This window comes from Achromobacter sp. Bel, assembly GCF_012928505.1.
Lineage (GTDB): Bacteria > Pseudomonadota > Gammaproteobacteria > Burkholderiales > Burkholderiaceae_B > Achromobacter.
In genome coordinates this window covers 1-5,834 of record NZ_JABBJN010000116.1, presented here as the reverse complement: position 1 = coordinate 5,834, position 5,834 = coordinate 1, and the positions used below count along the sequence as shown (strand labels likewise).

7 protein-coding genes are annotated in these 5,834 nt (G+C 67.5%); 5 read left to right on the top strand and 2 right to left on the bottom strand.

What is annotated here, in order from left to right:
• Positions 1-431 (top strand): MFS transporter (locus HG262_RS30780; RefSeq protein WP_248293542.1); only part of this gene is annotated, 431 nt, incomplete at its 5' end.
• A gap of 30 nt (positions 432-461) precedes the next feature.
• Here HG262_RS30780 and HG262_RS30775 read toward each other — a convergent pair.
• Both HG262_RS30775 and HG262_RS30770 read right to left on the bottom strand, forming a co-directional pair.
• Positions 462-1,355 (bottom strand): DUF4261 domain-containing protein, encoded by an 894-nt coding sequence (locus HG262_RS30775; RefSeq protein ID WP_169274597.1) that lies wholly within the window; start codon positions 1,353-1,355, stop codon positions 462-464.
• 84 nt (positions 1,356-1,439) lie between these two features.
• Positions 1,440-2,354 (bottom strand): LysR substrate-binding domain-containing protein, encoded by a 915-nt coding sequence (locus HG262_RS30770; RefSeq protein WP_169274598.1) that lies wholly within the window; start codon positions 2,352-2,354, stop codon positions 1,440-1,442.
• A gap of 122 nt (positions 2,355-2,476) precedes the next feature.
• On the opposite strand from HG262_RS30770, the gene dkgB reads away from it, so the two are divergent.
• The 4 genes from dkgB to HG262_RS30750 form a co-directional block, all read left to right on the top strand.
• Complete coding sequence (dkgB, locus tag HG262_RS30765) at positions 2,477-3,280, top strand: 2,5-didehydrogluconate reductase DkgB (protein ID WP_169274596.1); 804 nt, start codon at positions 2,477-2,479, stop codon at positions 3,278-3,280.
• Positions 3,281-3,292: 12 nt separating this feature from the next.
• Positions 3,293-4,261 (top strand): TIGR03571 family LLM class oxidoreductase, encoded by a 969-nt coding sequence (locus tag HG262_RS30760; protein ID WP_169274595.1) that lies wholly within the window; start codon positions 3,293-3,295, stop codon positions 4,259-4,261.
• 63 nt (positions 4,262-4,324) lie between these two features.
• Complete coding sequence (locus HG262_RS30755) at positions 4,325-5,218, top strand: NAD-dependent epimerase/dehydratase family protein (RefSeq protein WP_169274594.1); 894 nt, start codon at positions 4,325-4,327, stop codon at positions 5,216-5,218.
• 171 nt (positions 5,219-5,389) lie between these two features.
• A partial coding sequence (locus tag HG262_RS30750) for a chloride channel protein (RefSeq protein WP_211187862.1) occupies positions 5,390-5,834 on the top strand: 445 nt, incomplete at its 3' end.

Here is a 5,834-nt window from a genome sequence, read left to right as displayed (position 1 = left end):
TGGCCGCGCCGCTGGCGGGACGCGTCGCGGACACCCGTGGCCCGATGGCGGTCGCCAGCCTGGGCGCGGGGCTGACGATGGTGTCGTTCGCCGCCATGCTGTTTTTGCCCCTGCTTTCGCCGCATGCCGCGCTGTGGCTGATCGCGGGCAGCGCGGTCGGCTTTGACCTGGGCATCCAGACCTCGCTCATCGCGCACCAGAGCATCGTCTACGGCATCGACCCCGCTGCCCGCAGTCGGCTCAACGCCATCCTGATGACGGGCGTGTTCATCGGCATGGCCGCCGGCGGCGCGCTGGGCAGCCTGGCGCTGGCGCACTGGGGCTGGACCGGCGTCACGCTGGTCGCAGCCAGCGCGGCGGCCGTGGCGCTGGCCCTGCGGTTGCGGCCCGGCGCCACCCGCAACGGCCACCCCGGCCACTACGCGGCGTAAGGCCCGGGCCAGCCCACGGCGCGTTGGCCCTTATTGCGGCTTGTTGATCTCGTCGGCCGTGATGATTTCGGCCACCAGCACCTGGCCCGGACCGTCCAGGAAGTACTCTTCCTGGGCCGGCCCTCGCACCTTCATGTAGGCGTTTTCACCGATCTGCATCGTGTGGCCGGCGGCCAGTTCCGCGCCGCTCTCGCGCAGATAGCCCATGATGTTGTTGAACATGTTCGAGTAGGTCTCGCCTTCGTGGTGGCCCGCGGCCAGCGCCGCGAAGTCGGGCAAGCCGAACACGTCGCCACCGTACGTACGCATCCACACCCCGTCCACGCCTTCGACCTCGTACTTCACAAAGCCGCAATACAGCATGTTCAGCGGCAGCGTGCGCAGCAGGTCCAGGCTTTCCTCACCCAGCGATTCGGCGTCGAACACGCCGGCGGGCAGCGAGGTGTGCGCATGCTCGTTCAGCACGGCCATCGCACCAAAGCCCGTCAACGCGCCCGCCACGGCGGCCAACGCGACATACTGCTCCAGCGGATCTTCTTCAAAGCCAGCGTAGTACAGGATGATGTGGCTGGCGTGGCCGCGGATCTCGTCCTTGACCGTGGCCGGGTAGTGCGCGGGCGCCACGCAGGCTTCCAGCGAATCCTTGGGATAGGGCGCGTCAAAGCCCACCATCCGCACGACATGCTTATCCCACCCGACCAGGCCCAGGAACTCCGGCATGTCGGGCGCGATCTCGGCGCGCGCCTGGCCCATGGACGGATGGTAGGCGCGCAGCGCCGCCGTCAACGTGTCTTCGGCGACCGCCAGCGGCGCGGCAAACAGCACCTGCAAGCTCAGGGGATTCTCGATGGCGGGGTTGGCGGACAGCGCGCGGGCGTCAGCGCTTTCTTCCTTGCGGCCAAAGAAACGGGAGAAAATGCTCATGGTTCGGGACCCGGAAAATAAACGGGGGCAGTATACGGTTGCCCCTTAGGTCCGCCACGCCGCTGTCGCCAATGGACACATCTCTCACCGCGCGGCCGGCTCCAGGAAGCCGTCCTTGCCGATCGTCTCCACCACGTAGTCGATGAAGGATTTGATGCGCGACGAGATCGCGGTGTTGCGGTAGTACACCGCGTTGATCGGCTGCCTGACGTCCTGCGTCTGCTTGATCAGCAACTGCTGCAATGCGCCGGCGGCGCGGTCGCCGCGCGTCATGAAATCCGACAGGCAGACGATGCCGCCGTCGTTCAACGCCAACTGCCGCAGTGTTTCGCCGCTGAAGGCGCGCACGCCCGGCTTGACGTGCAGCGGTTGGCCATCGCTGTCCAGCAACGGCCATTCGTTCAGCGATTCCAGCTGGGAAAAGCCCAGCAGCGTATGCGTAGCCAGATCCGCCACGCGCTTGGGCGTGCCGTGCGCGGCCAGGTACGCCGGGCTGGCCAGCACGCGCACGCGGCTTACGCCCAGCGGCACCGCGTGCAGCGATGAATCTTTCAGTCGCCCGATGCGAATGGCAAGATCCGTGCGGCGCTCCAGCAAGTCGATGTTGCCCTCGTTGCTGTTGAGCTCCAGCTCCACCTGCGGATAGCGCTTGCGGTAACCCGGCACCAGCGGCGCGATCACGTGCAGCATGAAGGGCGACGCCGCATCCACCCTCAGCAGTCCGGCAGGCTGGTTGCGGCGCACGTTCATCAGGTCCTCGGTTTCCTCCACCGACGCGACGATCCGCCGGACCTGTTCCAGGTAGGTCTTGCCCTCTTCGGTCAGCGCCAGCCGGCGCGTGGTCCGCCGCATCAGCGTGGTCTGCAGCTTCTCTTCCAGCCGGCTCATCGTGCGGCTGGTGGCCGAAATGGTCTGCCCCAGCACGTCGGCGGCGGCGGTGATGGACCCGCTGTCGACCACGGCGATAAAGACCTGCATTTCGTCGAGTGTGGTTTTCATCATTGACGTTATATCAAAAGTCTTTCGCCAATACAGGGCTTTTTTCGCAAGTATCGCGCGGGCACACTGGCTGCATTCCCGGACGACACCGCCCGGCCCCACATATCCCCCTGGAGTTTTACATGAGCATTCCCGCATTTGGCGTCGGCACGTTCCGCCTGCAAGGCCAGGTCGCCATCGATTCGGTGCGCAATGCGCTGGACGTCGGCTATCGCGCCATCGACACGGCGCAGATCTACGAAAACGAAGCCGAGGTCGGCCAAGCCATCGCCGAATCGGGCGTGGCCCGCGAAGACCTGTTCGTTACCACCAAGATCTGGGTGCCCAACACTGCCCAGGGCAAGCTCGTGCCCAGCCTGAAAGCCAGCCTGGCCAAGCTGCGCACCGACTACGTAGATCTGACCCTGATTCACTGGCCGGCGCCGGGCAATGGCGTGACCGTCGCGGAATTCATGACCGCGCTGGCTGAAGCCAAGTCGCAGGGACTGACGCGCCAGATCGGCATTTCGAATTTCCCCATCGCCGAAACGCGCGCAGCCATCGCCGCCGTGGGGCGTGACGCGATCGCCACCAACCAGATCGAGCTCAGCCCGTACCTGCAGAACCCCACGCTGACCGCGTTCCTGAAAGAGCAGGGCATCCCGGTCACGTCCTACATGACGCTGGCCTACGGCAAGGTGCTGCAAGACCCCGTCATCGGCCAGATCGCCGAACGCCACGACGCCACGCCGGCGCAAGTCGCGCTGGCCTGGGCGCTGCAACTGGGCTATTCCGTGATCCCGTCGTCCACCAAGCGCGAGAACCTGGCCAGCAACCTGCTTGCCCAGCAATTGCGGCTGACGGCCGACGACATGGCCGCGATCGCCGCGCTGGAACGCAACGGCCGCGAAGTCAGCCCGGAAGGCCTGGCCGCCGCCTGGGACTAGGAGGAAATCGCCATGGCGACCGCATTGGACACCTTGACGGCAGGCGGCTTCAGCATCGGTCTTGAAGCCCCGCTGGACCACGACTGGACCGCCGCCGGCGAGGCGTCCCGGCGGCGGTCTGGCCGCCTGCCCGGCGAGCCGGATCTGCAGCAGCATGCGGATCTGGCGCGCCTGGCCGACCATCTGGGATTTCGCGCGCTATGGGTGCGCGATGTGCCCGTGTACGACCCCAACTTCGGCGACGCCGCCCAGGTCTTCGAGATTTTCAGCTACCTGGGCTATCTGGCAGGCATCACGCGCGACATCCTGCTGGGCACGGCGGCCGTGGTGCTGCCGTTGCGCGAACCGCTGCTGACGCTCAAGTCCGCCTCCACCCTCCAGCACCTGAGCGGCAACCGCCTGCTGCTGGGGGTTGCCAGCGGCGACCGCCCGGTCGAGTACCCGCTGTTCGGGCGCGACTTCGCCTCGCGCGGGGCGGCGTTCCGCGAGCAGGTCGCCTTGCTGCGCGGCAACGCGAGCGCGCAATTGCCGCCGGGCCTGGCCATGCTGCCGCGGCCTCCGTCGCCCCTGCCGCTGCTGGTGGCCGGGCTGGCGCAACAGACGCCGGACTGGATCGGCACCCACCTGGACGGCTGCCTGGCGTACCCCGGCGCGCCGGACGACCATCTGCACCGCGCCGCGGCCTGGCGTCGCGTGGCGGGCGACAAGCCCTACCTCAGCTTCATCCATCTGGATCTGGTGGAGGACGCGGACGCGCCGCTGCGCCGGTTCCGTTTCGGCGCCCAGGCCGGCCGTCGCGCATTGATCGAAGAACTGCGCGCGCTGCATGCCTCGGGCGTGCATCACATCGGCCTGCACCTGCGCCGCAATACCCGGCCGCTCGCCGAAACACTGCGCGAAATCGCAGAAGAAGTCCTACCCCATTTCCATACCGAATGCCCCGAAGAGCGCCTCCATGAAGACACGCCATCCCTTGTTTGAGCCGCTGACGCTGCGTGGCCTGACGGACTATCCGGCCTACCCGCACAACCCGGAGCAACCCTCATGAAGATCTTCATCACTGGCGCCAGCGGCTTTATCGGCGGCGCGGTGGCGGCCACGCTGGCAAAGGCCGGCCACGCGGTCAGGGGACTGATCCGCGATCCGTCGCGCGCGGACGAGCTACGCGCCTTCGGCATCGAACCCGTTGTTGGCACCCTGGACGATTCGGCGCTGCTGCAGGATGAGTCCCGTGCGGCCGATGCCGTCGTCAACGCCGCCGACAGCGATCACGGCGGCGCGGTCGACGCCATGCTTGACGCGTTGCGCGGCAGCGGCAAGCGCTTTATCCACACCAGCGGCTCCAGCCTGGTCGCGGACAACGCCTTAGGCGAACCCTCGGAGGCGCGCTTCGACGAGACCACGCCCATCACGCCGATCCCGGAAAAGGCGGCCCGCATCGCGATCAATGACCGCATCCTGGCCGCAGCACCCGGCGTGCACAGTGTGGTGTTGTGCCATAGCTTGATCTACGGCAACGCGCTGGGACCGCGCGCGCAAAGCGTGCAGATCCCCCCGCTGGTCGCGCAGGCGCAAGCCAGCGGCGTCGCGCGCCACGTAGGCCGTGGCCTGAACCGCTGGTCGAACGTGCATATCGCAGACGTGGCGGCGCTCTATGCCTTGGCGCTGTCCGAGGCGCCGGCCGGCAGCTTCTACTTTGTCGAGAACGGCGAGGCGTCGTTCAGCGACCTCGTCGGCGCCATCGCCGACCGGCTTGGCCTGGGCGCGGCACAGCCCTGGCCGGCGGCCGACGCGATCGCGTGCTGGGGCAAGGACCTGGGCGCCTACGCCCTGGGCTCCAACAGCCGCGTCAGCGCCGACAAGGCGAAGAAGGAGCTGGGCTGGGTGCCGCAGCACGCCAGCGTGCTCGATTGGATCGAATGCGAGATGCAGCTCTAGGCCGCCCTCGGACCCTCTATAAACGGGGCCGGACTATTCCGGCCCCGTGTGCCTGCGCGCACGGCGCCCACTGCCCCGATCACGTTTCGTTGACAATCCCCTGCATACACTGCCTGCTATAAAGCGCCTGCAAGCCTTTGCCGGCGCGGGTCGGACAGGAGTGGTCCAGCGATGAACGAGGGTTTGGCGGACGATCCGCCGCGATTGCGTGCCAGATTGTTGATTGCGGTCCTGCTCACCGGCGTCGCGGCCGGCCTGGGCGGCATGTTGCTGGGCATGCTGCTGCACGCGGTGCAGCATCTGGCCTACGGCTACAGCCTGGACCGCATCGTCAGCCACGAGTCCTTTCTGGAAGGCGTCGAAGCCGCCGACGGCACGCGACGCCTGCTGGTGCTGATCGTGTGCGGGTGCGTCGCTGGCACCGGCTGGTGGCTGATCTACCGCTATGGGCGGCCCCTGGTCAGCGTGACCGAGGCCGTGCAGGATCCCGCCGCCCGCATGCCGGCCAAGACGACGCTGGCGCACGCGACCCTGCAGATCGTCACCGTGGCGCTGGGCTCGCCGCTGGGCCGCGAAGTCGCGCCGCGCGAAGTGGGCGCGCTGGCGGCAAGCCGGC